The sequence below is a fragment of the Halovenus amylolytica genome, assembly GCA_004015825.1.
Classification (GTDB): domain Archaea; phylum Halobacteriota; class Halobacteria; order Halobacteriales; family Haloarculaceae; genus Halovenus; species Halovenus amylolytica.
Genome location: SAYS01000013.1, coordinates 1 through 23,769 on the forward strand (window position 1 = coordinate 1; position 23,769 = coordinate 23,769).

Annotated in this window: 26 protein-coding genes and 1 pseudogene; 12 read left to right on the plus strand and 15 right to left on the minus strand. The window is 55.8% G+C overall.

The window, feature by feature from the left end:
* The first annotated feature begins 308 nt into the window (after positions 1-308).
* A complete protein-coding gene (locus EOW68_RS10630; protein WP_128225144.1) occupies positions 309-554 on the plus strand; it encodes a DUF6199 family natural product biosynthesis protein in 246 nt (81 codons plus the stop codon).
* A gap of 610 nt (positions 555-1,164) precedes the next feature.
* Here EOW68_RS10630 and EOW68_RS18680 read toward each other — a convergent pair.
* Positions 1,165-1,335: a hypothetical protein gene (locus EOW68_RS18680; protein WP_431358866.1), complete on the minus strand. Its 171-nt coding sequence runs from the start codon at positions 1,333-1,335 to the stop codon at positions 1,165-1,167.
* Between the two features lie 100 nt (positions 1,336-1,435).
* Here EOW68_RS18680 and EOW68_RS10635 point away from each other — a divergent pair, with 100 nt between their 5' ends.
* Positions 1,436-2,533, plus strand: a complete 1,098-nt coding sequence (locus EOW68_RS10635) for a DUF7537 family lipoprotein (RefSeq protein WP_128225145.1) — start codon at positions 1,436-1,438, stop codon at positions 2,531-2,533.
* 91 nt (positions 2,534-2,624) lie between these two features.
* Here the strand turns inward: EOW68_RS10635 and EOW68_RS10640 are convergent, their stop codons facing one another.
* From EOW68_RS10640 to tnpA, 10 genes are all read right to left on the minus strand, one after another.
* Positions 2,625-2,864, minus strand: coding sequence for an amphi-Trp domain-containing protein (locus tag EOW68_RS10640; RefSeq protein WP_128225146.1), 240 nt, complete (start codon positions 2,862-2,864; stop codon positions 2,625-2,627).
* Positions 2,865-3,119: 255 nt separating this feature from the next.
* A complete protein-coding gene (locus EOW68_RS10645; RefSeq protein WP_128225147.1) occupies positions 3,120-3,812 on the minus strand; it encodes an SDR family NAD(P)-dependent oxidoreductase in 693 nt (230 codons plus the stop codon).
* Between the two features lie 116 nt (positions 3,813-3,928).
* A complete protein-coding gene (locus EOW68_RS10650) occupies positions 3,929-4,411 on the minus strand; it encodes a metal-dependent hydrolase (RefSeq protein WP_128225148.1) in 483 nt (160 codons plus the stop codon).
* Between the two features lie 27 nt (positions 4,412-4,438).
* Positions 4,439-5,209 carry a CDP-alcohol phosphatidyltransferase family protein gene (locus EOW68_RS10655; protein ID WP_128225149.1) on the minus strand — a complete coding sequence of 257 codons (771 nt, stop codon included), beginning with the start codon at positions 5,207-5,209 and terminating at the stop codon, positions 4,439-4,441.
* A gap of 255 nt (positions 5,210-5,464) precedes the next feature.
* A complete protein-coding gene (locus tag EOW68_RS10660) occupies positions 5,465-5,851 on the minus strand; it encodes a DUF7475 family protein (protein ID WP_128225150.1) in 387 nt (128 codons plus the stop codon).
* 272 nt (positions 5,852-6,123) lie between these two features.
* Positions 6,124-6,369 (minus strand): YgaP family membrane protein, encoded by a 246-nt coding sequence (locus tag EOW68_RS10665; RefSeq protein ID WP_128225151.1) that lies wholly within the window; start codon positions 6,367-6,369, stop codon positions 6,124-6,126.
* A gap of 173 nt (positions 6,370-6,542) precedes the next feature.
* The gene (locus EOW68_RS10670) at positions 6,543-7,517 is read right to left on the minus strand and encodes an alpha/beta hydrolase (protein WP_128225152.1); all 975 of its coding nucleotides are present in this window, start codon (positions 7,515-7,517) and stop codon (positions 6,543-6,545) included.
* A gap of 364 nt (positions 7,518-7,881) precedes the next feature.
* Entirely contained in the window at positions 7,882-9,063 is a 1,182-nt protein-coding gene (locus tag EOW68_RS10675) for a DUF7344 domain-containing protein (RefSeq protein WP_128225153.1), read from the minus strand.
* A 418-nt stretch (positions 9,064-9,481) separates the two neighbouring features.
* On the minus strand, positions 9,482-9,712 hold the full coding sequence (locus tag EOW68_RS10680) for a helix-turn-helix domain-containing protein (RefSeq protein WP_431358867.1): 231 nt from the start codon (positions 9,710-9,712) through the stop codon (positions 9,482-9,484).
* A 553-nt stretch (positions 9,713-10,265) separates the two neighbouring features.
* Positions 10,266-10,694 carry an IS200/IS605 family transposase gene (gene tnpA / locus EOW68_RS10685; RefSeq protein ID WP_128225155.1) on the minus strand — a complete coding sequence of 143 codons (429 nt, stop codon included), beginning with the start codon at positions 10,692-10,694 and terminating at the stop codon, positions 10,266-10,268.
* A 59-nt stretch (positions 10,695-10,753) separates the two neighbouring features.
* Between tnpA and EOW68_RS10690 the strand changes: the two genes are divergently transcribed.
* Entirely contained in the window at positions 10,754-10,888 is a 135-nt protein-coding gene (locus tag EOW68_RS10690) for a ribbon-helix-helix domain-containing protein (protein ID WP_119821545.1), read from the plus strand.
* On the plus strand, positions 10,885-12,189 hold the full coding sequence (locus EOW68_RS10695; RefSeq protein ID WP_128225156.1) for an RNA-guided endonuclease TnpB family protein: 1,305 nt from the start codon (positions 10,885-10,887) through the stop codon (positions 12,187-12,189). The genes EOW68_RS10690 and EOW68_RS10695 overlap by 4 nt, the downstream gene beginning before the upstream one ends.
* A 22-nt stretch (positions 12,190-12,211) precedes the next feature.
* Here the strand turns inward: EOW68_RS10695 and EOW68_RS10700 are convergent.
* A pseudogene (locus EOW68_RS10700) lies at positions 12,212-14,893 on the minus strand (PAS domain S-box protein); the annotation flags it as partial.
* 234 nt (positions 14,894-15,127) lie between these two features.
* On the opposite strand from EOW68_RS10700, the gene EOW68_RS18685 reads away from it, so the two are divergent.
* A complete protein-coding gene (locus EOW68_RS18685) occupies positions 15,128-15,454 on the plus strand; it encodes a DUF7344 domain-containing protein (RefSeq protein ID WP_431358868.1) in 327 nt (108 codons plus the stop codon).
* A gap of 371 nt (positions 15,455-15,825) precedes the next feature.
* Here EOW68_RS18685 and EOW68_RS10710 read toward each other — a convergent pair whose 3' ends face one another.
* Positions 15,826-16,596, minus strand: a complete 771-nt coding sequence (locus tag EOW68_RS10710) for an SDR family oxidoreductase (RefSeq protein ID WP_128225159.1) — start codon at positions 16,594-16,596, stop codon at positions 15,826-15,828.
* 157 nt (positions 16,597-16,753) lie between these two features.
* Between EOW68_RS10710 and EOW68_RS10715 the strand changes: the two genes are divergently transcribed.
* The 3 genes from EOW68_RS10715 (at position 16,754) to EOW68_RS10725 (ending at position 18,343) form a co-directional block, all read left to right on the plus strand.
* Positions 16,754-17,014, plus strand: coding sequence for a CBS domain-containing protein (locus EOW68_RS10715; RefSeq protein ID WP_128225160.1), 261 nt, complete (start codon positions 16,754-16,756; stop codon positions 17,012-17,014).
* An 83-nt stretch (positions 17,015-17,097) separates the two neighbouring features.
* Complete coding sequence (locus EOW68_RS10720) at positions 17,098-17,739, plus strand: helix-turn-helix domain-containing protein (protein ID WP_128225161.1); 642 nt, start codon at positions 17,098-17,100, stop codon at positions 17,737-17,739.
* Positions 17,740-17,914: 175 nt separating this feature from the next.
* Positions 17,915-18,343, plus strand: coding sequence for an HTH domain-containing protein (locus EOW68_RS10725; protein ID WP_128225162.1), 429 nt, complete (start codon positions 17,915-17,917; stop codon positions 18,341-18,343).
* Here EOW68_RS10725 and EOW68_RS10730 read toward each other — a convergent pair.
* The gene (locus EOW68_RS10730) at positions 18,340-18,897 is read right to left on the minus strand and encodes a carboxymuconolactone decarboxylase family protein (protein WP_128225163.1); all 558 of its coding nucleotides are present in this window, start codon (positions 18,895-18,897) and stop codon (positions 18,340-18,342) included. The genes EOW68_RS10725 and EOW68_RS10730 overlap by 4 nt on opposite strands.
* 405 nt (positions 18,898-19,302) lie before the next feature.
* On the opposite strand from EOW68_RS10730, the gene EOW68_RS10735 reads away from it, so the two are divergent.
* A complete protein-coding gene (locus tag EOW68_RS10735) occupies positions 19,303-20,589 on the plus strand; it encodes a Glu/Leu/Phe/Val family dehydrogenase (RefSeq protein WP_128225164.1) in 1,287 nt (428 codons plus the stop codon).
* Between the two features lie 35 nt (positions 20,590-20,624).
* Here EOW68_RS10735 and EOW68_RS10740 read toward each other — a convergent pair whose 3' ends face one another.
* Positions 20,625-21,473: a sulfite exporter TauE/SafE family protein gene (locus tag EOW68_RS10740; RefSeq protein ID WP_431358883.1), complete on the minus strand. Its 849-nt coding sequence runs from the start codon at positions 21,471-21,473 to the stop codon at positions 20,625-20,627.
* Between the two features lie 462 nt (positions 21,474-21,935).
* Here EOW68_RS10740 and EOW68_RS10745 point away from each other — a divergent pair, with 462 nt between their 5' ends.
* The 3 genes from EOW68_RS10745 (at position 21,936) to EOW68_RS10755 (ending at position 23,709) form a co-directional block, all read left to right on the plus strand.
* Positions 21,936-22,697, plus strand: coding sequence for a DUF3179 domain-containing protein (locus EOW68_RS10745; RefSeq protein ID WP_128225166.1), 762 nt, complete (start codon positions 21,936-21,938; stop codon positions 22,695-22,697).
* A 29-nt stretch (positions 22,698-22,726) separates the two neighbouring features.
* A complete protein-coding gene (locus tag EOW68_RS10750; protein ID WP_431358869.1) occupies positions 22,727-23,227 on the plus strand; it encodes a hypothetical protein in 501 nt (166 codons plus the stop codon).
* A 101-nt stretch (positions 23,228-23,328) separates the two neighbouring features.
* Positions 23,329-23,709, plus strand: a complete 381-nt coding sequence (locus EOW68_RS10755) for a winged helix-turn-helix transcriptional regulator (protein ID WP_431358870.1) — start codon at positions 23,329-23,331, stop codon at positions 23,707-23,709.
* Positions 23,710-23,769: the final 60 nt, after the last annotated feature.

Below are 23,769 nucleotides of genomic sequence, written 5' to 3' on the forward strand. Positions count from 1 at the left end.
TGCTGTCTCCGTAGCCGCGACATTCAAGAAGTCGTCGACCGAAGCTACGTCTTGCAGGGTTTTGGTGCTGCTGGACACAGTTTCCAAATCCTGCGGCCTCCCTTGGGAGGCTTTCTATGACACGCTCGGGTCCTAACCGAAAGAGAACTCTCCAAGACACCAGGTCTCACGTCGAAAAATAACTCGCCTGATACGCGCGGGAATCTCTGGCTTCTGAGAGTTAGAACAATTTCGAGGGTGCACTGTAACGGAGAGCTTGGGAAGGTATATCACAACATTTTCATGATTTGCGTGAAATATTTCCCAGTATGGTCCCGACAGGTTTCCAGTTGTTCCAGCTGGTATTCCAGCTGATTGCCCTCCTCATCGCAGTCTTCGCGCTTGCGATGGCTGCGTTTCCTCGTCAGATGACCCGATGGCAGATGCGTGGCCCCGACGGCACGACACAAATCGAACCGAGTCGGATGCGTCTTCTCATGACGCGTCTCATGGGCATCTTTGTCGCGGGTATTGCCCTCCTCATGGCGTTTGGGAGCCGTGTGATACTCCCATGAAATAGCCGCTCGGAGAGAAGCTGTCAGTGGTGCTGTCCCTGAGAACTACTGAAGCTCGTCTCAATGAAACTACTGCTTCCAGATGAACTGGTACTGGTGGGTACAAATCCGGACAGATAATCCACCGTGAGAACGAGTGGTCATACTGGTGGCTGTAAGAAACGAAAGAATTTCGACCCGACGTGGGGTCGAATATTTTGACGAATGTACAGCCACCAGTATCACGAGGATCGCCGCACGTTGTTCGGCTCACCCCCGGTGGGTCGAAATTTTTGGGTTGCTGATAGCCATCATATGAATTGCCGTCCAATCTACCCGTGTTACTTGAGAGAATCAATGCGCGGGACGTCTGCACCGACTGGCTCGAATTGTACCGCGTCGCCGATCTGCACGTTGTTGAAGACCGGTCGATCGGCTCGATAGGCCAGCGATTCACCCGCGGTCATGCTCTGTTTTTTGTTTGGTGTCTCGTGGTGGACGTGAAGATTGTAGTGGACTGTCTCGTAGTCGGTCTCAAACTGGCGGGCCAGGGAATCATCAACTGTGATGTCCTGCCAGTCCGAGAAGGCGTCGCGGTATTCAGCGTCATCTACATTCAGTGTCCCCCCCCTTAGTGTGCCAAGACCGCATGACTCTCGGCACCGCCACGGCCCGTAATCGACTTGGCCGCAACCGTTCCGTTGACCGTTGATGAGGTTGCGAAGACAGCATTCGTGCCGACTGCGACAGCACCGATACCACCGACTGCACCGAGTGACGTGATGAACGTGCGTCGTTTCACATCATGATGTGGATTGGGGACTCCAATAACTACCCCGCAGACTCAAATGACTGTTTGTGTCTACGGCGTACTTATTTGATGCCCACATCTTTATCGAGTGATGACACGTCGAATGCTTCTCGTTGTTGTTCTCGCGTCAGTCGTCCTCGCCGGGTGTGCTGGTCTCCAGGGGACAGAGACGCCGACAGATGACGGGACCGACGGAGAGCCCGATCAGATGCCTGGCGTTTCGAATGGAACAGTAACCGATGCAGAGGCTCTTGTCGCGGCGAACAGCGCCAGTATCGCTGAAACGGGTGGAGAACTGAGTGTCGTCTATGATGCACCCGACGTCAACAGCGAGTCTGTGTTGACAGTCGGAGCAGATGGTACATCCGTCCTCTCGACAACGACCTCTGACGGTCCAGACCAATCCGGGAGTCTCGAAACCTACAGTAACGAGACGGCGACGTACGTGCAGATGCAGTCCGGCAGTGAGACACGCTATCGTGTCGTCGAGCAACCGGGAGATGCGTTCGACAGGATCAATTCATCGCTCACAGCCTACCTCGCCGCTGGCGAGTTCACAGTATCGAATGATTCTAGTGATGGGACAACAGCCGTGTTCACCTCGGATAGCTTCAGCGGCCTCGAGGATGGTGAAGTCCTCGACGATGCAAACGCGGTGAGCGCACGACTCGTTATCAATCAGTCCGGACAGGTCCAGAATCTTACGGTAACGGGTGAACAGCGCAGTGAAACGGTCACCTTCACCTACGAACTGCGTCAGTCAGCCGTCGAGCGGGCGGCTGCCCCCGGATGGGTTAGTGAGATCCCGCCGACTGCAGCATTACACCCGGAACTCTCCGTCGATGTGGAGAACGACTCATACGTTCGCATTGACCACACTGGTGGTGATGCGGTTCCTCGAAATGCCACACTCGAAGTGGCGACTGACAATGCAAGCGGGACCGTCGCGTTTGATTCCGCACTGGAGGCGGGCGAGACCCGGTACGCCTACTTTGCAACGAACGACGGCTCACTGGTCCTGAGGAATGAACAGCCGGCTAGCGACACAACCACGACTCTCACTAGTCCTGCTTCGATCGAAGTTACAGCTGGTGAGACGGCACTTCACAGTGGAAGCATGGCGTGGGGCTCCGAGTCCGCCAGCGAGGGCACGACGAGTAATTCCAGTGGTGGAGGTCGTGACCAGTAACGACGACTGATCCCATCCCAGCCACGCAGTTACAAAGTGTGACTGTGCTACCTACTGTGGCCAGCATCGAATTATCTTACAGCCACCAGTCTCACTTCGGCTTCCAGTCGAGTTCGATCTGGATCGTTTCCCGACTCCCACGAAATCGGCTCTGTTTCTCGACGACGGTGATACTGTAATTGACAGTATCCGAGGGGCTGAGTGCGATGTCTTTGTTGCCGACACTGACAGTCATATCCTCACCTTCGCGAAGTTCACGCGCGATTTCGTTCAGTCGATCAGTAGCCTGCTCACGAGTCAACTGTTCAGTGACTTTTGTCTCTTCGGCCATACGAGAGAACAGGCCTGAAAGCGTTTCATTATACTGTACCTACGGTGTGGGATCTCTCGTTTATTGTCGGTACACACCGACGCTACGGTCACATCGAATACTGATCCAGTCTCGACAATCTGGACGACTGTGTCCCCGATAGGGGGTCTTCGTCGTTCCAGATAAAAAGTGCGGCTCCGAAGACCTCGAATCATAATTTCGCAGCTTCGAGGCAGGCGCTACAGCTTCCACGAACATTTGTGTGTTTCTGGATCGTTACCACGCTTTCAGCGACTGGTCCCGCCAGAACTCCCCGCTCGGTGCACCTGGGCGAAAGCGAGCGAGCCAGATCGGGGTTTCGGCACCCTTCTGTGGCGTCCGCGGCGCGGTCCCGTCGGTCATATCTGTCTGGACGTATCCCGGACAGACAGCGTTGGCGAGTAGCGCCTCGTACTCACCGTCGAGATACCGTGTCAGCCCGTTGAGGCCAGTTTTCGAGATCCGGTAGGCCGGCATTCCGCCAGACTGTGGCTCGGTAACTGCCCCGAGTCCCGACGAGAGGTTGACCACACGCCCGCCGGGTCGTGCCAACAGGAGATCGAGCGCGTGTTTCGTCAGGTGGATCGGCCCGTGAAGATTCGTCGTGAGCGTTCGGTCGATTGTCTCGGTCGGCATATCTGCCAGTGATTCTCTGCTGTCCATCACACCGGCATTGTTGACGAGGATATCCAGCCGGCCGACATCCGACTCTATGCGATCAATTGCCGACACACGCTGGGCCTCGACAGTGACGTCCAGTTCGAGTGTGTGTCGATCGCCGCCAGTGATATCGTCGGTGTCGCGTGCGCCAGCGTAAACCGTTGCGCCGTGTCTGACGAGACCATCCGCGATTCGCTTCCCGATCCCACGGGTCGCGCCGGTAACGAGCGCTACCTGGCCTTCCAGGGTGTCGTAGAGTGGAATCTCCATAGGCGTATCAGGGACAGCGGGGACAAAAACTGCCTGCTGGGCACTCGAGACTGTATCTCGGTGGGTCTCCGGACACGCTCCTCTGCTATCGGTGAACGCGAGCGAGCGATCCCCGATCACTCATCTCCGCCCACCCGGCGACGCATACCGAGATCCGGACGGATATCGGAAAGTACGATCACTGCCGCGACCAGCCACAGCGCAATTTCGAGAAAGAACGACGGCGACCCAATATAATGGAAGAGGAACGGGATGGGTGGGAGAGCTAGCGGATCGGGTGGCGTCGTCACCGGCCAGCCCAGCGACAGCACGTCGGCTGGCCGTCCGTTGATGACCATGTGTACCGTGTCGAAAGCGAGGTGTGATCCCCACCCGACCGCTGCTGCACGGCCAGTAGAGTGATACAGCGCGATCGGAACCGCCACGACCAGTAGCAGGACAGAGTGGCCAACAGTGTGATAGAGGTCGACGATCCCAACCAGTCCGAGAGATTTATCGACCAGGTCCGGGACCGCTGCACCGACTACCAGCCACGGGATCGACAGTGTCGACAGACGACCCAGGATGGCAGCCACGAGGAGGTGGGTCGGAAAGAGCACGTTCGAAACTACAGGGCCGGATCTGCTTTAGTCCCCCTGGCCAGAGAGTCGACCACTGACGGTCAAGAAATCGCGTGCGAACACCAGAAGCGAGGGGGCGAGAACGATCGGAGCGACAGACCAGACGAACGCTGTCGGCACGGCCGGCGTGAGAGCCACAGTGAGAAACACCATCTGTATCCCAGCCAGATATCTGCCGAGGTCACTGTCGGGCTCGTCGAACAGCGGTCGACCACGGTATCGTCGCCAGGCCAGGCCACCGCGGTAGACGTATCTGGCCGCCGAAAGTGAGAGATACCAGACCGGGAGCTGTCCCCACAGAACGGCAACCAGCGGTGCGACGACGAAGCCAAAGGTATCGAAGGTCATGTCCAGTCGCTCACCGAGGGCGGTTGTCTGCCCGACAGTCCGTGCGACCGTTCCATCGAGTTTATCGAGAACGACTCCGCCCCCGTAGGCCAGTGCAGGTACCCACGCAAAGCGGGTATCGGGCGGGACGACAACGAATCCTGCAACGACTGCGTACAGCGTACCACGGATAAGCGTCAGCGTGTTCGCAAGTCCAAACAGCCTGACCTGTGGACTTCTGGTCACCCGGGGCGAAACGAGACTGCGGCAGACATACCACAGTTGCCCAGCCAGACAGAGCCCAGTCACGACTGCTGGGTTGAGGATCCAGGTGTTAACCGTCACGGGCGGATACAGCCCCCAGAGTACAGTAGTGAATGCAAGTGCGATGGACAGAGAGACCACCACCTGAACCCCGACGGAGAGTGACCGCTCAGGTCGCTGTGCCATCAGTCACCCCGGTAGCCCACCAGCCGCTGGTCGAGCAACGCTGAAATACGAGACCCAGAATCGGTAGGAAACAGGGTTGCATTACACAAATCGTCCAGTAGTTGGGCCCGGAGACACCTAAACGTCTAACCAGACTAGTTGGGTCCGGACACCATCACCGATTTGAAGCGCGGCTCATACTGCCGGCTGTAAGAAACTGAAGAATTGCGCCACCCCGGGGTGGCGCTTATCTTTATGAATTTACAGCCGGCAGTATCAGGAGCGCAACAGTGCGATCAGGACGCCAATGAGAACGACCTGTGCGAACTTGTCGAGTGCCCCGATAGCCCCGATGTCACCTGGAAAAGCCTTCGGTCCGGTCACGAAATTGATGACGAACCACAGGAGGATCTGGACGGCGACGAACGGGATCCCGGCAGCGTAGACCGTCTTACGGCGGTATCCGACCAGTACGAGCCAGATAGCACCCAGAAAACCCAGTCCTGCAAGGGCGAAGCTGATACCCATTGCGGACGGCAGCATCCTGATTCCCAACAGGAGATGGATCGCAGCACTGATCAGGGCGGCGAGAATGCCAACCCAGTGTAATCCACCCAGTGAACCCGTCTGGAGCATTGCTTTCTCTGTCTTCGTTGTTGCCATACCATCCCATTCGGCGGGATGCATGTAATCGTATTGTCATCGACTCTGGACTGCCAGCAGTGCCAGTTATTCTCCGACAGGAGCTACCAGACTGGGGAACGAACCTCTCAGCGGTCGGAATCGGACTGTCGGAGTGAATCGATGCGGTCGATTTCTTCAGAAAGTCCTTCGGTAGCAGCGACGGTCGATTAACTCACCAGCCACGATCGAGCAGTATCGCCGCCCGACGAATCGCCGAGGTTCGGTCTGCTCGTGAGTCTCGGTGCGTCCGACTATCTCGTTCCCTTCTCACGGTTCGTGTTGACTCCCAGAAGTCGATTCATCGGACAGGTCTGGCTAAGCCCTGTGACGAGCAGGATCGTTCCAACGACGAAGACGATCACCGCGGTGAGTGTCTGTGGAAGCGGACCAACTGCGAGGACGAGCAAGCCGGCGTAGCCAGCGACTCCCGCCAGGATCAGGATAGGTCCGATGACGAGTCGTGCGATTCGGTCTATACCACCGACGTTCTTTTTCATGGTAATCCCCTCGATTCAACTACGTTCTTGTAGGGAATAAAGTGCGTACCTGTTTCCCAGACGATAGGAATAGCGTTCGTTTCGATCGCCGGTGAGATGTAGTGAAATTCGCCGAAACCCGAAGTGTCGGAGGTTGCAGAGCAGAATGTGAGTGTACCCCGGCAGCCACACCGTCAGAAGGTGTCCCGGAGGGCCGCCGAGCCCTCCTCCAGGACTTCACTGCTGGCTTCGGTCAGTCCGGGGAAGCCGTCGAGATCGTGCATGTTGGCGAAGTCGTGGATTATTCCCTCGTAGTTGGTGTGCGAAACATCGACTCCCGCTTCTTCGAGCGCTGCGACGTACTGGAAGCCATCGTCACGGAGTGGATCGAATCCGGCGGTGAAAACCGTCGCTGGCGGCAGTCCGTCGAGACGACCCCGGAGTGGCGAGGCCCGGACGTTCGCGCCGTCGATGTCGTCCCGGAGATAGTGGCTCCAGAACCACACCATCGCCCGCCGGGTGAGGAAGTAGCCGTCGTGGTTCTGTTCGTAAGAGGGTGTCTCGTAGGAGTGGTTCGTGACCGGGTAGAACAGCAACTGATGGTCGATCTCTGGCGCTCCGACCGCCTTCTCGTTGGCCATCTGAGCGACCACGGTCGCGAGAGTTCCGCCGGCCGACTCGCCGGCGACAGCGAGTCCCCCGCCGGCTCCCAGCTCCTCGGCGTGTGACTCGACCCACTTCGTCGCTTCGTAGGCATCTTCGACGGCGGCTGGAAACGGATGTTCGGGTGCCTTCCGGTAGTCGACGCTGACGACGACAGCGTTGGACTCGTTCGCCAGCGACCGGGCGACCGAATCGTGCGTGTCCAGATTGCCAGCGACCCAGCCACCACCGTGAAAGTAGACCACCGCTGGAAGCTGGCCACCGGGTTCGGGGTTGTACGTTCGCACGCGAATGTCACGTGCGTAGGCCCGGATCTTCTTCTCTTCTACCTCGGCGACAGACACGGGGTCGACGTCGGGTGTGAACAACCCACCCAGTAGCGCCCGTCCCTGCTCGGCGGACAGTGTCGGCAGGTCCGGCGGTGCAGCCTCTTCTAGCGCGTCGAGCAACTCCTGTGCTTCCGCCCGGGGTTCGTCGGCCCGCCTGTCAGATGGGTCTGGTACCATACGACATGGTCGTATTGTTATCTAATAAACATATTTACCAGTCACATTCCAGTCCCATCGGATCGGACATGTCGAACCGAACCGTATAGGGTACGAAGAGGGAATGGTTACCGGAGTCTACCAGCCGAGATCAGTCGAGATTGAAGCGATCCAGAGTCATCACCTTATGCCACGTCCCAACGAAATCCTGCACGAATTTCGTCTCCGCATCGTCGCTACCGTAGACATCCGCGATCGCCCGGAGTCATAGTGTTTGTTGCGAGTCTTTACCGCTACGGTGCAACAAGATATCGGTCACACGGCGTGAAACGCCGATATCTGTGACGTGGTCACAAAAATTACCGCAACAAACACTATCAGTCATCTAGAGCGGGATCTGAGACCGGAAGTCCTCACTCTGTTCGTCCAGATGGTCGAGACGAGCGCCAAGCACTTCTCGGAAGAGCATGACGAGCGGATGGTGTTGACCGACTCCGGTGAGTGCAGTCTCTTCTGGTACGCCATCTGTACCCTCCTCGCCGAGAGTTCCAATCATGATGGCCTCCCTGTCGGCTAACAGGAGCCGTCCGACTTTTTCCTGATTTGGTGGGAGATTCATCCAGTCCAGCTGTGGTTCCCAGATGACGGCTTCGGGAAGCTGTTCTCGAACCAGATTACGAACGACGGCGGTCTGGGAGCCGATATACACATCGACACCACGCTCGCTCGCCGCCTGCAGTTTCCGGATGCAGTTCTCTTCGAGGAGCCCATCCGTAGTGAGCATGAGAAACAGTTCCGAACTGGCCTCGTCGATCAGTGACTGACCCTGGGCAACGACATCCTCTCTGCCCGTAATTCGCCAGATATCGGGGGACCTTGTAGCCACAGACAGAATTGCCTCGGGGGTGTTGGTGAGGCCTGTCTGCAGGTATTCCTCGGGCAGCGACGGTTGTCCCACGTACTTGACCGTCTCATCGCTACGGTCGTACCTAACGAGCCCCGTTTCTGCAAGTTTTGGGAGATACTGGTGGTGCAGTCTCAGTTCTACGGCCCCAGTTCTTACATCTGTGTCCTCGTCATTCCGGATGGATTCAGCAACTTCGGCGGCGAGTGCAGATCGATCCATCTGCTCGCCATGTTCCGAGAGAATTCGCAGCACTGTCCGCTGGCGTTCGTTGGCGAGACAGTCGAGGACTGCATCCCAGTCCTGTGAATCCGTACTGAGGATCGCTTCGATCCTCGGATTCCGACGCTCCATACGTGGCGTTGTGGACACAGTGCCATCTGATTCGGTTACCAGGTCCGCCTCCTCGAGTTTTGGAAGATGAATATGCCGAAGTGTCGTCTGAACCGCTCGTGTCTCTTCTCTGGAAATATCCATCAGCGGCTGGTCTGTCTCCGCTGCAGCCACCTGTGTCGCCAGATCTATCACCGTAATCGGTTTCGACCGGTTCGAGAGTATTTCGAGTACCCGTCGCCGCTTCTGTGCTGATAACAGCTGATACCAGTCAGTATCTGTTAACTCGGGCGTAATCTGTTCGCTTCCAGTAGATGATACCTGTGTCATGATATATCGGTTTTATTTCCGGCATAACACCGTTGTAATACTACCCAGTATCCCTGGCGAAATAAGAGCCAACTAGAAGCGGTTAGACTATGTACAGCGTACAGATTTAGAAATTCGTACCCCTGCTAACTCGACATTAGTCGATTAGTTATATATACGTGCAAGGTTATTTCTCTTACCTAAACGGTTTCTCCGTCGACGGAGTCTAATGTAGAATAATTATCTCGAAGAGGGTGTTCACCACCCGATCGTGATTTCGCATCACACGTCAGAACTACCCGAGCAATATCACTACTCGCCGAACACACAAACAGTTCGATACAGGAACGTCCTACTACATTGTTCCGAGTCCGTCGCTTGCTCCAATTACTGGCAACGACTCCTGAAATGGTAGCAAGCCACAGCGTTGGGAGGATCTTCACTCTGTGATTGTTGCTGGTGAGGAGTACAGCGAACTGAACACATCTTTCTGTGCTTTTCGGAGATGCTCGTGGAATGTCGGCGGTGAGACCCCAATCGACTTGGCTACGTCTTCTGCAGAGGCGTCCCTGGGCCACTCGAAGTATCCCGAATACACGGCCGTCTCCAGACAGGTTCGCTGGCGGTCGGTCAACTCCGATATAATTTCGTTCAGATCAGGTCTACTCACCCTGTCACGGCGTACCGTTTGCTGACGCTTTACCATCTCTGCTGCAGGATATGTTTGTTCTACAGAGATAGCAGGCAGAGTGCCTCGGGGCTTGACCCCGAGGGTGAATGCCGTAAGCTCCATTAGACGTGTTCACCTATGGAAACGCTGCTATCTACACAAACCACCGTTTTCGATAAAGTAGTTGTGCCGTCCGGGGATCTATTTCTCTCCCAACCGGTAGGCGGCTCAAATCGTCATGCGGTGCGGTTGCTGTCTGGCGATAGCAGTCGCTAACGGTGGCCTCGACCGGCCACTGAGGGCCGCCGGTCGGGCGGCCCTCAGTTCCCTCGTCTTGACGATCACACAGCTGGCTTCACTGCCGGGGTTGCTATCTTGTGACTCGGGACGCCAGCGCGTGAGGCAGATATTCACCTATTCGGGCTTTCCCGGATGCCGCGCCCCCGCGGCATCCGGGCTGTAGCGCCCATGACTCGGCTTCTTTCGCGCATGGACCAGTCAGCACGACGTGCTCTAAGGCACTGAATACAGGTCGGTCTCTTGCGTCCCATGCTTACCTCACGCTCTTCAGGGATAGCAGCGTTTCCATCGAGTCAGTACGTTCGATATACTGCTCAATTGTCTGGCTAGATACCTCACCAGCCGTTCCAATGTAGTACGATTCTTCCCAGAAACCACCACCCCAGAAGTAGTTTTCCAAGAGGTGTTCGTGTTGCTGCCACATCTCTCTGGCTGTGATACTTCTGATTTTCCGTACAATCTCGCTCGGGGAATGTTTCGGATGTGCTGAAATAAACAAGTGAACGTGGTCTGGCGAGATATGCAACGACAATATCTCGTAGTTGTACTCGTCACACACCTCTCTGAAGGATGTTTCTAACGACTGTTCTATCTCATCAAGCACTGAGTGGCGGTACTTCGGACACCACACAAAATGGTAATTGATGTTGTACACCGTGTGATTTGACCGTGCTTCGTCCATATCGGCTAGAGTCATGCCAAAAAATTAAGTATAAACGTATCTAAGTATGTACTGTAAAGATGACCAAACGCCTCACTGTAGACTTCGAGGACGATTTGTACAAGGAGTTCTCGAAGAAATGCATCGACGCTGAACGTCCGAAATCAGAAGTTGTGCGTGAACTTGTCCAAGACTGGGTAAACGACCAAGAATGACGCAGACACAGGCTCTCACCAAGACGCTCGTGTTTCCGCTTGACGTGCAGAGTGGCAACGAGAGCCTGCTTTACGACGCCCGCTTGGAGTGTCGCCGTGTGTTCAACGAGGTGCTACGTCTCAACTATGACGGGTGGGACTGGGACGAGGTAGAAGATGTTGTTGAGCAGAACGCCGACCTCGTGCAAAACACCGCACAGCGTATCATCGACAAAGCCTTCGACGCACTCAACAACTACTACGACAACGACGACTGGGGCAGACCGTGGTACAAACACGAGACGTTCCCGTTACGGATGAACTACGGCGAAGGCTACAACCTCTTTCTCGAAGACGAAACGGTACGGTTCCGCATTTCAGCAAAGCCGTACAACCACGTCAAAGGCGAGCTTCACGGTACGCAAGACCAGTTCAACCTGCTCACGCAGGCGATGAAAGACGATGACTGGCACGTTGGCACTGCCGAAGCACTCTGCCGAAACGGACGCGAAGAATTGCACGTCACCGTCACGAACGAAACCGCCGAAGTTGGTACAAAAACAGCGGCAGATACCATTGTTGGCGTCGATATTAACGAAGACTGCGTTGCGCTAGCGACACTGACTGAGAGCGGTATCGAAGATTCAATTGTTATCGACTACCCAGAAATCAAGGAAGAACGACATTGCTATTTCACGATGCGGAAACGGATGCAAGAAGCCGGACAGACCGCGTTTAACGACGTGTTCCGCGATAAGGAGCAACGGTTCGTTCACGACCAGCTACACACGGTGTCACGGCGCGTGGTCGAGTGGATACGGCGGTTCGACAGTCCCGTGATTGTCTTTGAAAACCTCAAAGACATGAGAGAAGACATTGAGTACGGGACTCGCATGAACCGGCGACTCCATTCACTACCGTTCGCCAAACTCCGCGACTTTATCACGTACAAGGCCGCATGGCACGGGATTCCGTCAGATGACGTTAACCCGGAGTACACCAGCCAACAGTGTCCGGTCTGTGGACACACAGAACGGGCAAATCGCCACAAGAAGCGGTTCAAATGCCGTGAGTGCGAGCATCAAGACCACGCCGACCGTGGCGCTGGTATCAGTGTCGCACAGCAATGGCTACGAACACAAGAGGACAGAAATGTGCCTGCTCTCAACACACTCCCACAGGTTCGGAAATGGGAGTTGCGACGGCAGGCATCGGGGCCTGTGGACGGCCCGACCGTGACCCACCACACCGTTGAAGGCTACCAGACCGATGGTGTGTCGGGTGTGTCCGACCAATCCACGGGAAGAAGCTCCGGGGCTTGACCCCGGAGCAGTTCACAGTGTCGATGATCTGTCGGATATCCGCACTCGGTGATACGTGGAATGTCATCCGGTAATCGCAATCCTCGATGACGGCGTTTTCGATCGAGCCACCCATTGCGGCAACCTTCGAGAGTATTGGTGGGTCCGAAACCCGGAGTTCGAAGACAGTCTTTCCCTCGGCATCCCGGTAGGTCACCTCGACCCAGTGTGGAACGGTTTCGACGATTGTATCCACACTTTCGATCGCGTCCTGTGTTGCTGTCCCGTAGACCAGGAACTCGTCGTTCCCGATCGGAATCGTATGATTCATTGTAATTTCCCCCTGGGCAGATCCGTCGATGCCGAGGGCATCGAAGAGGTTCTGAATCCGGAACTGGAGTTCGATTACTTCATCGCTCATGAGGGCTCGCTTGCGCTCGATCGCGGCAATGGCGTGCCCGATAATCTCTCCGAGCTGTCTGATGACCGTCCGTTCTTGATTCTGGAATGCGTTCGGCCGGTCGGCATAGAGGTTCAGTACCCCGTAGATACTGTCGTCGTGGACGAGTGGGATAGCAGCCGACGACTGGAAGTCGTATCCTTCGGCTTTGTCTCGCCACGGTTCGTAGCTGGCATCGGTCGTAACGTCCTGTACGGTCTGCAACTCACCGGTCCGGAGGGCTCTCCCCGTCGGTCCGAGGCTGTGAACGTCGTCGGGGTCGACAGAAATAGTCGTGTCGTCAAGGTAGCCGTCGACACCGGCTTCAGTTCGTAGCGTCACGGTCTGTGTTGCGACATCGACGTCACCGATCCAGGCAAAAGCGTAGGAATCGGCGGCTGCGAGGCGCTCACAAACGATTGACTCGATCTCCTCGCGGGTCGACTGATTTATGACTGCATCAGTAATCCCACGAACGGTATCGTTCAGGTTGTTCAGGGCAACAAGTTGCTCGCGCTGGCGTTCGAGTTTTCGTTGCCGTTCTCTGGCCTCTGTGATGTCCTGTGACATCCCCATGGCAGCGATGACGTCGCCATCACCGTCACGCACCGGGATGAAATGGAACTGGTAGACGTATTCACCTATCTCGTGGACAACGTCCTGTGTCTCACCCTCTAAAGCAGCCTCGTAGTTTGGGAGTAAGAAATTAGCTATCTCAGACGGTAACGTCTCCTGAAGCGGTTTCCCTTCCAGTTCATCGGTTGTTGTGTCGGCCTCATCCACAGGGTGGCCGCCGACAGTGATATATCGCAGATTCTCGTCGACGAGTGTAACGGCACCGTTTGGGAAGTTCTCCACGAGCGTCCGGTACCGTTGCTCGGATTTCCTGAGTTGCTGTTCGTGTTTCTTGCGAGTGCTGATATCGCGGAAATAGACAGAGAGTCCGGTCAGTGATGGGTAGACGTTGACTGACGCCCAGATCCCGAGGATATCCGAATAGCGCTCGAAGCTTAGGGTTTCCTGTGTGGTCATGGCTGTTTCGAATCTATCGATAATCGGATCCTCATCGTCGACATCGAGTACGTTCCAGATATTCTGGCCGAGGAGTTCCCCTTCAGGTTTGCCGAAGTGGTCAGCAGCGCTGTCGTTTAGGTATTCGAACTGGAACTCTTCGTTCAGTGCGTAGAATGCATCGTCGATACGCTCGAACATCTCGTCGAGTTCAGTCTCCAGGTCGTCCCGCTGGGCTTCGAGTTGCTCGGCCTGCTCCGCGAGTGATTGCTTGTACTCTCTTCTGTCGGTCATATCCCGGGTGACCTTCAGATAGCCATCGAGATTCCCGGTATCGTCGTAGATGGCCGTGATGGTAACATTCGCCCAGAACCGGGAGCCGTCTTTCCGGACACGCCAGCCCTCGTCCTCGATCGAACCCTGAGTCGCCGCTGTAGAGAGGTTCTGCTCGGCGACTCCGGATTCACGATCGTCGGTAGTATAAAACGTCGAGACGTGTTCGCCGACGATCTCCTCGGCCTCGTAGCCTTTGATCCGTCTAGCACCGTCGTTCCAGGACTGAATATGCCCCTCTGTGTCGAGGACGAAAATGGCATACTCCTCGACAACGTCAACCAACTGATCGAACTGTTTTGGCCCTCCGTACCGCCCTCGATTCGACCATCGCTGCCCGCTCATCTCATCGTAAAACTCGACTCGACCACCGGCCAACGTCCCTGTCTCGATCGGTTCGCTTTCGTATTCGAGCGAGCGCTCTTCCCGGTCACGGCCGGCGGTGACGTGCCACTCGGAATGTTCCCTATAGTCACCTTCGGGAGATAGCATTAGCTCGGTGAACGTGCCCGAGTCCTCGATTCCTGGGGCAAGTCGGTTTTCGACGACCTGACTTCTTTCCTGTCCGAGGACCGTTTCACGATCGAATCCGAAGTACTGCACGGCCGCATCGTTCACCCATGTTACAGTATCGTCCTCGTCGATAATGAATACGGCCGCGTCAGTCCCAGTTAGAACTGCAACGAGGGATTCGGTTACCCCATCCCAGCCTGGTCCGGAAGCGCCGGTTTCGTCGGCTGGTCTCCACCAGACACGACCGTTTCCACCGACCTTTTTGGTTTCGAGGAATCCCTGTTCGACGAGTTGATCCAGACGGTTGTACGTACTCCGCCTCCCGATGTCGAGATTCCCAGCAATCTCGCTCGTGGTCTGTGGTGTGCCAGCTGTATCGAAGAGTGTGAGTGTTTCCTGCAGGGACCCGTGCAGCGATGAGGATGCCATCGGGAGATAAATTTCTCCATACCGACATCAAACTTCCGCTGTTGGAAGTGAATACAACCGTTATTACATTTAGAAGACTGGTAACTACACTGAATAATATTATGAGCAATCTAATACGAGAAGTTAGTTTACGTTGGTTAGTTTGACCTAACCAATTTTGGTACAGTCTTACCACGAACGGATGATATGTTATGGTATAGTCTGATCTTAGGTCAGCAGCCAGGGAATACACAAATGACACCATATCAAAACCACGCGACAGGGAAGTATCGGAGATTAGCTGATCTGACAGAAACCGAACGACATCGGCTGCTCGCGGCGGAGCGACGTCGGATACTGATCACGATACTTTCTTCCAGTTCATCCCCAATACAGATGGAGACACTCGCAAAGAAGATAGCCGAACGAGAGACCAGTACGACGACTGTCGACGAGTCTATTGTCGACCGTATGATGGTGAGTCTCCATCACACACACCTTCCGATGATGGCGAATATGGGGATCATCGGCTCGAATCCAGAGACGAACCAGATCGAGTTCGACGATCCTACTAACCGGTGACAGAACGATGCAAATCATCAAACAGATCCAGACGGCAGTCACTGACCAACTACCAGGCAACGGCATAAACAGGCAAGATTCTATCGAGACAACACTCTACGCCTGTCCAAAGTGTAGCACCACGTACATCGCCAGTGAGATGGACAGATGCCCCGAGTGCCAAGCTACTCTCGATGTAGTCCCTTCCGGAGCGGAACTGGGCATTACGGAGTAACGAGGAGAAAGCCTCGCGGTTTACGGCGGTCGAGAATCCTCGCCCTTCAGAGCCCGGAGGATGTCAACTCACCCGATGGGGCGCACAGAGATCCGGTTGGACAACAATCGCTTTGTTGAGAGTTCTGGTACGGTGAAACAGAAGAGAGTTGTACTGGTCAGGTGCTCGTCATGCCGCCATCGACAACGAGTGATTCACCATTGACGTAGCTACTCATCTCACTCGCGAGATAGAGGGCTGCGTCGGCGATCTCCTCTGGATCACCAAACCGGCGGAGTGGGACCGTCTGCAGGAACGCCTCCTCGCTTTCACCGCCGATTATCGGCACATCTTCGGTCACCATCGACGTGTCGATGATACCGGGATGGATCGCATTCACCCGGACCCCCTCGGGGCCGAATTTATCCGCCAACGAATAGGTCATGAGCCGGACTGCGCCTTTCGACGTGCAGTAGCTGATGAAATCGCCCGATCCTTCGAGCCCGGCAACACTCGACAGGTTGATTACGTTTCCACCGTCCTCGAGGAGTTGGTCGATTACCGCCTGTGTCGCGAAGTAGGGCCCTTTGACGTTGATGTCCATGAGTTGCGTGAACTCCTCTTCCGAGACATCTGTGAACTCCTCACCCCGAAAGATACCTGCATTGTTCACGAGAACATCAGCACCACCCAGTTCGGCCGCAGCCTCGGCCATCGCAGCGAGATCCTCACTTTCGGTAACATCGCACTCCACGAACGTCGCGTTCGCTTCTGTGTCAGATTCTATCACCTCGTGTGTCGGATCGCCTCCGGTGCGTGGTGTCTCGCGGACGTCAGCAACGACGACGTCGGCACCCTCGTTTGCGAACTGGAGACTGATCTCCCGACCGATACCGCTCGATCCACCAGTCACGATCGTAACCTGATCTTGTAGTAGATTGTTAGCCATTTTCTCACCCAAACGGACATTCTATCCGGTCTCATAAGAAACCACATGGTGGAGATCTGCTACACAGAGTGAGTTACAGGTAAGGCCCATTTTTATAGACTGTCCACGGAGTAGCGAATACCGGCCAGAGTCGCCATAGCCGCCGGACAACAGTACAATGGGACAGTCTCAAATCGAGCTGCTCGCTGCGATCGTTGACCGCTACGACGAGTGCGAACAGCCAGTCAAACCCGTGGAGTTCGCGAGGACACCCACACAACTACAGTCGATCAGGGATTGTTTCGAGGACTTCGAGTCGAAGTATCTGCTGGCACGGGAAGATGGCAGCTATCGCCCGACTGTGACAGCACGGGAACTACTCGAACTCGAAATCGAGGATGACGGAGTGTTGCTGTTGGACTGTGAACCCGAGGAGTAGGCGGCGGTTGTCCATGTCACGCCCACAGTCGAACTAACCTTTATATAATCTTCTACTGAATAGAAAATTAACTGAATTACGCTATGGTCAACGATAATGAAACAGCAAACCGAAATTCGAGTGATTCACCGTTCACCGATCGGGCAGAGTCGACGGAGATCAACCTCACGGATCGGCCGTACAATATCTACCGGTGTCAGGATTGTAAGAACACTGTCCTCTCCCTGCACGAGTGTGGGGGCGGTATGACCTGCCACGGGGAGAAGATGGAGGAAGTCCGAGACGTCGAAATGAACGTCAACCCACCCGATCTGCGGGACGTATTGCTCAATGTCTTCGGGATCCCGAAGGTCGGCCTCGATATCTGTCTCTGTGTCATCGATGAAGGGCCGCTCTCACCGGACGAAGTCGCAGAGAAACTCGGATACGATGGCAGTACGATCCGACGCTATCTGAACCAGCTTACCGAAGTTGGGATTCTCACGAAGATGCAACTGAACCGTGAAGATGGTGGCTTCGTCAACGTCTACCGATCGATCGATATCGACGAGATGCAACGGGAGTCCCTTGCGGGATTTTATATGTGGGCGGGTGAGGCAGCGACACTGATCGAAGAAGCCAACCTCACGAAAGAAGATTATCTCGATGCCTCGAGTGAAGGGAGTATGAACGAGGTCTTCTGGGAATCGTTCCAGAAGAGATCAGGCCGTGGCGACACCGAGTGACCGTTTTCAGAAGACCGTTCAGTGATACATCCGAGAGCTGGGTGTAACGCTGTATATAATAGTTTTGTAACAAGCAGATGTTTTTCGGTTCGGAGGGTGATTAAATCGTCTGTCTCCCGTCGTAGCTGTTAGTGAGAGTTGCTACCGGGTATTACTGTCGACAGCCACCAGAAAAATGACACAGGAATCTCTAGAGATCGAACTCTACATCCGTTCGCTCGCGCCGACCGATATCCGTGACAAACAGGAGACGGTGATCGCGCGACTCGACGATTTGGACCGGGCCGATCGGATCGACAGCTTCGAAGTCATCCTCTGTGGTGACTGTGTCTGTGCATCGCTGGCGACGGCGAAGACAGCAGTGGGCCAGCGGCTGCTCGATCGATTCGCTTCGTTCGAGGAGTGGTCAGCAGAACGTAACCGAACACTTGCGGGGTTTACAGAACAGGACACAGAATCGACGCTCTCCGGGACACATATAACCGGGCTCAAATTTCCGCGTCTCGCCCTCGCGGAGTATCGCAGTGGGGATCTCTCCTTCGTTGCTCCGTCACGCAACGGGTCCGAAAATACGACTGTACTCGATCGGGTCGAGGAGTACTAACCGAACAGCGAGGCTATCTTCTCGTCGCTGGGTGTCCAGCCGACGAACTCCCCACCTTCGAAGGGCAGGTCGACGGATGCAACGTAGTTACAGAGTCCGACGTAGAAGTCGACGATCAGGCCGATCGCGACGATTTCGGCGGGCGAGTAGGCCGTTTCGAGCGCACTGTGGATCTGATCAGTGACACTGCCCTCTGCCACCGCTTCGGCGTACTGCAGCAGGACGAACTCCTCGTCGTCGAACGTGGAGAAATCGTCGCCGCCGATCGCGCGCATTTCTTGTTGTTCGACACCTTTGTCTCGGGCGATATCGACGTGCTGGTGCCACTCGTAGCGTGCACCGCGAGTGCGGGCGACAGTCAGAATGACCAGTTCCTTTCGCCGGGGCGTGAGCTGGTCGTACAGGGTGTTGAGATAATCGAGCGTGGCTTCGAGGATCTCGGGGTTGTGCGCCCACACCCGGAAGATGTGCCGATCGCCGAGGTAGTCGTCGGTGAACAGGTACTGATACTCTTCGGGAATCTCGTCCATTTCGAGGCGATTGAGGCGAGTCACAGTGTCTACTCAGCGGACTCGATTATAACGGTAGCTAACCCTCGTGTTAGGTAAATTTTATATCCAGGTCCCTGATTCACCAGATGGGTCTATCAACTCCCAGTGTCGTCAGGTTGCACGCATAGACCCCTGCGCCTGCAACCCACTCTGGTGGAGTCCCAGTCACAGCTGATACTGCCAGCTGTAAGAAACTGAAGAATTGCGCCACCCCGGGGTAGCGCATATCTTTACGAATTTACAGCCGGCAGTATGAACTCCCGAACCACTGCCCATGCTCCGCGAGAGGGTAGGAGCCGCAATTTTCTAGTCGACGCCACCGATTGCGTATGTCGTTTGTCCAAGAAACACAGATGAAGTAACACGAAGGTAAGTCGACTATTTACGACGAGTACAGGAAGGGAAAGTATGGATACAGATCTCGGCCCACACGGGACGGAAACGGTCTGTCAGACATGTGCAATCGAACTCGACAGGATTGCAGAAGCAGCGATGCTCACTGGGCAGGATCTGGAACTGCTCCAGCAGCCGCGACGACGGATCAACGCTAACATTCCAGTCAGAATGGACGACGGCTCGATCGAAGTGTTCCCCTCGTTTCGGATCCAGTACAACAGTGCCAGGGGGCCGACGAAAGGCGGTATTCGGTTTCACCCGGGCGTCGACAAGACCGAAGTCGACGAACTGGCCTTTCTGATGGCCCTGAAATGTGCGGTGGTCGGTATTCCGTTCGGTGGTGCGAAAGGCGGTGTCCAGGTAGATCCGAAGGAACTGTCCGAGGGAGAGCTGGAACGACTCTCCCGGGCGTACGTCACAGAGTATCACGATTCCATCGGGCCACAGACCGATATTCCGGCCCCAGACGTCAATACGGATGGGCAGATTATGGCCTGGATGCTCGACGAGTACGAACGGATCGAAGGCGAACACGCACCAGGTGTCATTACCGGGAAGCCGGTCGAGTTGGGGGGAAGTAGAGGGCGAACGTCCGCAACATCCTACGGCGGTGCAGTGATCCTCGACGCATTCCTCGACGCAGAAGACATCCCTCCGGAGAACATCTCTGTCGCGATCCAGGGGTTCGGAAACGTCGGCTCCTACCTCGCGAGATTCCTCGACGAGCGTGGATACGACGTCGTCGCGGTGAGTAACGCCGCCGGGGCGATCTACGACGAATCCGGAGTCGATATCCCTGCCCTGCACGCAGGATACGAGAGTAACGAGGATCTCTTCGATCTCGATACTGCAGAGATCACGAACGAAGAACTGCTGACACTCGACGTGAACGTCTTGATTCCGGCGGCGATCGAAGATCAAATCACTGCCGAAAATGTCGACGACGTCCAGGCAGATGCAGTCCTGGAGATGGCCAACGGCCCGACCACGCCCGAGGCAGACCAGATACTGGCCGACCGCGGCGTTCCGGTCATCCCGGATATTCTCGCCAACGCCGGCGGCGTCACAGCCTCGTATTTCGAGTGGGTCCAGAACACTACGAACGAGTACTGGACGAAAGCGACAGTCCAGGAGAAACTGAACCAGCAGATGCAGACCGCATTCGAGGAGCTGAACGAAATCAAACGAGCCGGTGACGGCAACCGGACCTGGCGAGAAGCTGCCTACACTCGCGCCGTGGAATCCGTACTCGAAGCCGAGCGGCTCCGGAGTAACATCCCAACCGGAGCACATGCATAAACCAGCGGTATCTCGTTGTGGGATCTCTTCTGAAACTAGGCCATCAGTTCGACGCCGAGGACCAGTGCGCCCACCAGTGCGAAGACGATGCCGAGTCCCAGTTCCATCAGATCGCTGGGGACGTATTTTCCGACACGAGTGCCGATCGTCCCACCGACGATTACGCCCGGAATCGACCAGGCGACGATGGACCAGACCGGCGTAGCAGTAATTGCGTGGACGATTGCACCGGCAGCCGCAGCGATAGCCAGGGTGAAGACGCTCGTCGCGACAGCGACCCGTGGCGGGAGTCGACAGCGGACGATGAGCTGTGTCGTGACAATTTCCGGCAACCCGGCACTAATCAGCCCTGTGATGAACCCACCGGCTGTCGAGAGGCCAACACCAGGTGGTCGCCAGCAGGTGTCGTAGGTGTAGGTTTCGCCATCTGTCGCTTCGATCGTCGTCGTTCCGTGCTCGGTATTTTTCTTCTTCAGGTACTCACCTTCACACTCACCGGGTTCGCACTTTTTCCGCGGGTCGTAGTAGACGAGAAAACTACCAAGGAGGATCAGTCCTGCCCCGAACAGGATTTTGAGCAGTGTCGGGTCGACGAAGTGAGCAGCTACCGAGCCGACAATGACGGCCGGCACTGCGCCGAGGAGCAGCCACTTGGCAGTCCCGTAATTGACGACCCCCTGTTTGACGTACGAGCGGAGCCCGTTACCCATCCCAAACACTTCCGTCAGGAGCCCTGCCCCGATCGCCTGTGCCGGGGTCAACCCCACGACGAGCATAAAGAATGGGCTGAAAAACAGGGCGGCGGAAACGCCCGACGCGAGTGCAATCGTCGAGAACGTGATCGCTGCTGGGAACACCCACCAGTGGGTGAGGAGCCGATCCATCGTGAACGCTGTTGTGGACGTACTCCCGCCAGTAGCGGCCGAAGCTGTCCCAACGAATGCGATCAGCCCGACTGTGACAGCGGCGAATACTAGCGTTCGTCTCATTACCATCGTCTGTTATCAGTTGCGTTCAGATAGTTACGGAATTGGGACAGAGCAGACCAGTTGCAGCTCTGATCGGGTCGAATCATACTCGGTGGTAAGTATAGACTTATTAAATTGGTTCCTTACACGAAGGTAACCAACAACAGCAGAAAATCCGGGTGCTGTATACCGATTCGACTCCTGGTTCGACCGTCGGGGAGCCCACACGATTTGAGTAGCTGGCGTGAGAAAGAGGTGTGTATGACCGTTTTTGACTGTACTCGCGGGATTACCTGGCGAAATACGGGGCCTCTCCGTCTCCCGGACGACGAGGTGCGTATACAGTGACACACACTGTAGTAGATCTCCTCCCGAAGGATGCTATCCATCGACGATCCCTTCTATTCTAATTCCTTCGACGGAGATAGCTCGGACGAAGTTATCGTAGTCGAGAGAGAAAACACGGTACGAGCCTATCCGACCCGCATCCTGCAGAATCACGAGGTCGTCAACGAGACGCTCGCGGGTGAGGAGATCGCAGTCACCTGGTGTCCACTCTGTGCCAGCGCTGTCGTCTACGACCGTCGAGTCGACGGTGAGACTCTGACGTTTGGTGTCTCGGGCAAGTTGGCGGATAACGACCTCGTCCTGTACGACCGCGAAACCGAGTCGGAGTGGAAACAATCCAGCGGAATCTGTCTATCGGGCACGTACGAAGGGAGATCACTGACCGTGTTGCCAGCAGCGACGATGACGTGGGCGGCGTTCGAAGAGCGATTTCCAGACGGGAAGGTACTCCAGCCTCCGGAGTGGGGAACCGCCGACTACGGAACAGATCGCTTCGTCGAGTACATGCACAGCGATTACGTCGGTCCCGGCGGTGACGAACGCCTCCGGACGGCGATCGAAGACTGGCCCTTCGAATTCCATCCGAAGACGCTCACGCTTGGAGTTACAATCGACGGAGAGTCACGTGGCTATCCACAGGCAGCCGTGACAGCAGCAGATGGCGTCGTAACCGATACACTCGGCGGGACCGAACTGGTTGTCTTTGCGACCGAGGACGGAATTTTTGCCTACGAAAGGAATAATATATCTTTCGAGCAAGATGGTGATTTGTCAGGACAGCGGGTTACCTGACTGTTATCGAGTTTCCCACGGTTCAGGTAGTGGTTATACGATCTGTCGCGAATCAGTACGTAGCGCGACTCGGTACGTCCGGGACGCTGGAATCACACATGGTCGAAATTACACTACTCGGTGGACTCGTCGGCGGACTGGTTGCAACGATCGTTATGACTGTTTTCATGACGACTCTCGGGGACGACGCGCCACCGCCGACGGCACTGTTCGTCTCCAAGTATCTCGGGGATGGAAAGCCGAGTGAGTACATGATGCCAGGGATGGCGTTACACATTCTCTATGGCATCGGTGCAGGCATCGTCCTTACAGTCCTGTTGCCGCTGGCTGGCGTTGGCGATATCGAACTCTTGACCGCGGTCGGAATCGGGGTGGGCTACGGATTCGTTCTGTTCGTCGGCGCTGCGGCCTTCTGGATGAACGTCGTCCTCGGGCTGGAACCGGAGGGCAAGGCGGTTGGAATGTTTTTGTTCTTTCATCTCACCTACGGAGTCGTGCTGGGCGGTGTTCTCGGGGCAGGCGTCGTGTGAGCACTCCACAACCAACCGTAGTATAAATAATTGGCGGGGATAGCGAACTGGAGAGCCTGTGCAAGCTATTTTAAGGAGTGTAGTTAGCGTAGGATCAGTCGATGAGTTCAGGACAGCAACAGACTGGCGAATGGGCACAGAAAGAGCCGGGGACGAAAAAGAACCTCTTCGTGGATGCCGAGTCGGCGTTACACGGGATGCAGGAGATCGTCGGTCGGAAGTGGCATCCGATCGTGCTCCACTATCTGCTGACGGATGGCCCGCTGAGTTTCAGTACGCTCAAAAGCCGTGTCGACGGAATTTCGTCGAAAATGCTCTCGACCAGCCTCACCACTCTCGAAGACCATGGGCTCGTCGCACGTGACGTACTGAGCGAACAGCCAGTGCGTGTCGAGTATACGCTCACCGAGCGTGGTGCATCACTCGAACCGCTCATCACCGAGATGGTCCACTGGGGAAGTGAACACGACGAGGTACAATAGATGTCTCTCCCAGACAGCAGAGATTGTTCGGCACACGCAGCTATTTGCGAGATGCAGGTG

Excerpts from the sequence above, each read along its gene's own strand:
- EOW68_RS10755 (WP_431358870.1), top strand. The coding sequence starts at position 23,329 with ATGAGTTCAGGACAGCAACAGACTGGCGAATGGGCACAGAAAGAGCCG.
- EOW68_RS10735 (WP_128225164.1), top strand. The coding sequence starts at position 19,303 with ATGGATACAGATCTCGGCCCACACGGGACGGAAACGGTCTGTCAGACA.
- EOW68_RS10720 (WP_128225161.1), top strand. The coding sequence starts at position 17,098 with ATGGTCAACGATAATGAAACAGCAAACCGAAATTCGAGTGATTCACCG.
- EOW68_RS18685 (WP_431358868.1), top strand. The coding sequence starts at position 15,128 with ATGACACCATATCAAAACCACGCGACAGGGAAGTATCGGAGATTAGCT.
- EOW68_RS10695 (WP_128225156.1), top strand. The coding sequence starts at position 10,885 with ATGACGCAGACACAGGCTCTCACCAAGACGCTCGTGTTTCCGCTTGAC.
- EOW68_RS10745 (WP_128225166.1), top strand. The coding sequence starts at position 21,936 with ATGCTATCCATCGACGATCCCTTCTATTCTAATTCCTTCGACGGAGAT.
- EOW68_RS10655 (WP_128225149.1), bottom strand. The coding sequence starts at position 5,209 with ATGGCACAGCGACCTGAGCGGTCACTCTCCGTCGGGGTTCAGGTGGTG.
- EOW68_RS10640 (WP_128225146.1), bottom strand. The coding sequence starts at position 2,864 with ATGGCCGAAGAGACAAAAGTCACTGAACAGTTGACTCGTGAGCAGGCT.
- EOW68_RS10740 (WP_431358883.1), bottom strand. The coding sequence starts at position 21,473 with ATGGATCGGCTCCTCACCCACTGGTGGGTGTTCCCAGCAGCGATCACG.
- EOW68_RS10645 (WP_128225147.1), bottom strand. The coding sequence starts at position 3,812 with ATGGAGATTCCACTCTACGACACCCTGGAAGGCCAGGTAGCGCTCGTT.
- tnpA (WP_128225155.1), bottom strand. The coding sequence starts at position 10,694 with ATGGACGAAGCACGGTCAAATCACACGGTGTACAACATCAATTACCAT.
- EOW68_RS10725 (WP_128225162.1), top strand. The coding sequence starts at position 17,915 with ATGACACAGGAATCTCTAGAGATCGAACTCTACATCCGTTCGCTCGCG.
- EOW68_RS10665 (WP_128225151.1), bottom strand. The coding sequence starts at position 6,369 with ATGAAAAAGAACGTCGGTGGTATAGACCGAATCGCACGACTCGTCATC.
- EOW68_RS10710 (WP_128225159.1), bottom strand. The coding sequence starts at position 16,596 with ATGGCTAACAATCTACTACAAGATCAGGTTACGATCGTGACTGGTGGA.
- EOW68_RS10670 (WP_128225152.1), bottom strand. The coding sequence starts at position 7,517 with ATGGTACCAGACCCATCTGACAGGCGGGCCGACGAACCCCGGGCGGAA.
- EOW68_RS10630 (WP_128225144.1), top strand. The coding sequence starts at position 309 with ATGGTCCCGACAGGTTTCCAGTTGTTCCAGCTGGTATTCCAGCTGATT.
- EOW68_RS10715 (WP_128225160.1), top strand. The coding sequence starts at position 16,754 with ATGGGACAGTCTCAAATCGAGCTGCTCGCTGCGATCGTTGACCGCTAC.
- EOW68_RS10635 (WP_128225145.1), top strand. The coding sequence starts at position 1,436 with ATGACACGTCGAATGCTTCTCGTTGTTGTTCTCGCGTCAGTCGTCCTC.
- EOW68_RS10690 (WP_119821545.1), top strand. The coding sequence starts at position 10,754 with ATGACCAAACGCCTCACTGTAGACTTCGAGGACGATTTGTACAAGGAG.
- EOW68_RS10675 (WP_128225153.1), bottom strand. The coding sequence starts at position 9,063 with ATGACACAGGTATCATCTACTGGAAGCGAACAGATTACGCCCGAGTTA.
- EOW68_RS10660 (WP_128225150.1), bottom strand. The coding sequence starts at position 5,851 with ATGGCAACAACGAAGACAGAGAAAGCAATGCTCCAGACGGGTTCACTG.